Genomic DNA, 1,713 nt, shown 5'->3' with positions numbered 1-1,713 from the left:
CTGGATCGTCGCGGATTGCCTGCGCCCGAGGGAGAGGCCTATGCGCGTCAGGCGTATGAGGCGCCCGAGGGGGATGTGGAGAGGCTGCTAGCCGGGCTGTGGGTCGAGCTTCTGGGTGTGGAGCGTGTCGGCCGTCACGACAGCTTCTTCGAGCTGGGCGGTCATTCGCTGCTGGCGGTCAGGCTGATCAACCGAGTGCAGCAGACGTTCAGCGTAAAGCTGCCGCTGACAGCATTGTTCATCGCACCGAGCCTTGCCGGTGTGGCTGGAGCCGTGAAGGAGCATCTGGCTGGGTCCGGCCCGGATCATTTACCGGCAATCGTGCGGGTTGAGCGATCCGGAATGCTGTCGCCGTCCTATGCGCAGGAGCGGCTTTGGTTCCTGTCGCAACTGGAAGGAGGGAGTGCGGCCTATCATGTTCCGGTAGCATTGCATCTGCGTGGCGAGCTGGATCGAGCAGCGCTTTGCCGCGCATTGGATGGAGTGTGGGCTCGACACGAGAGCTTGCGCAGCGTGTTCGTGACGAAGGATGGCAAGGCGCATGTAGGTCTGCTTGGAGCCGATCAAGGCCTTTGGCTCTTGGAGCACGATCTGCGCAACGAGCCGGATGCTGCCGCATCTCTTGCGATGTTGAGCCGGGAGGAGTTTGCCGCAGCGTTCGACCTTGAACGCGGCCCGTTGGTGCGTGCTCGTCTGATTCAGATGGCGGACGCAGAACATGTTCTGCTCGTGACACAGCATCATATCGTGTCGGACGGTTGGTCGATGGGTATTCTGCTCAAGGAGGTAGGAGCTTTATATGCAGCCTTCATCCGGGGCGAAGAGTGCCGACTGGATGAACTGACGGTGCAGTATCCGGACTATGCTTCCTGGCAGCGGCAATGGCTGAGCGGTGAGCGGCAGGCGAGGCAGGCCGCGTACTGGCGTGAGGCATTACAGGATGCTCCGGTGATGCTGAACCTTCCGACGGATCGTCCGCGCCCGGCACAGCAAAGCTTTGCGGGGTCGAGTGTGCCGGTTCAGCTTGACGCTGAGCTGACGCGGGAGGTGAAGCGCCTGAGCCTTCGGTACGGAGCGACGCCGTTCATGGTGGTTTTGGCGGCATGGGCCGTGGTTTTGTCGCGATTGTCGGGTCAGGACGACATCGTCATCGGGACGCCGACGGCCAATCGCGGACGTCGGGAAGTCGAAGGGCTGATCGGGTTCTTCGTGAATACGCTGGCGCTGCGTGTTGATCTGTCGGGAGAGCTTGATGTTGCAGGCCTTCTGGAGCGTGTGCGCTCGGTAGCGCTTGGTGCACAGGATCATCAGGATCTGCCATTTGAGCAGGTGGTGGAGATCGTGCAGCCGCCGCGACGACTGGAACATACACCGGTATTCCAGGTGCTCTTGACGTGGCAAACGCTTGAGGAAGATCGCCTGGGCTTGCCTGGACTGGTGAGCGAGCCTGTCGGTGTTGCCTACGAGATGTCGAAGTTCGATCTGGAACTCGAGCTGGCGGAGGTCGGCAGTGAGCTTGTCGGAAGCCTTGGATACGCGACAGCGTTGTTCGATCGTGAGACGATCGAGCGGCATATCGGCTATCTGGAGGTTGTGCTGCGAGGTCTTGTGGCGGAGGCGGTAGGCCCGGTCGGGCGCCTCAATCTCTTGCCGTCGGATGAGCGTTTGCAGCTTGTGGAGGGTTGGAACGCGACGGTGCATGACTATGGCTCT

The 1,713-nt window shown here is 61.3% G+C and carries 1 protein-coding gene; it reads left to right on the top strand.

What is annotated here, in order from left to right; translation table 11 throughout:
- Positions 1-1,713: condensation domain-containing protein (locus tag BJ928_RS38430; protein ID WP_245432830.1), on the top strand; the 1,713-nt coding region annotated here is incomplete at both ends.

Origin of the sequence: Rhizobium sp. WW_1, from assembly GCF_003610155.1 — a bacterium.
In the GTDB taxonomy this organism is placed as follows: domain Bacteria; phylum Pseudomonadota; class Alphaproteobacteria; order Rhizobiales; family Rhizobiaceae; genus Rhizobium; species Rhizobium tropici_A.
Note: the sequence above shows the minus strand (reverse complement) of the source record. Positions and strands in the feature narration are given on the sequence as shown.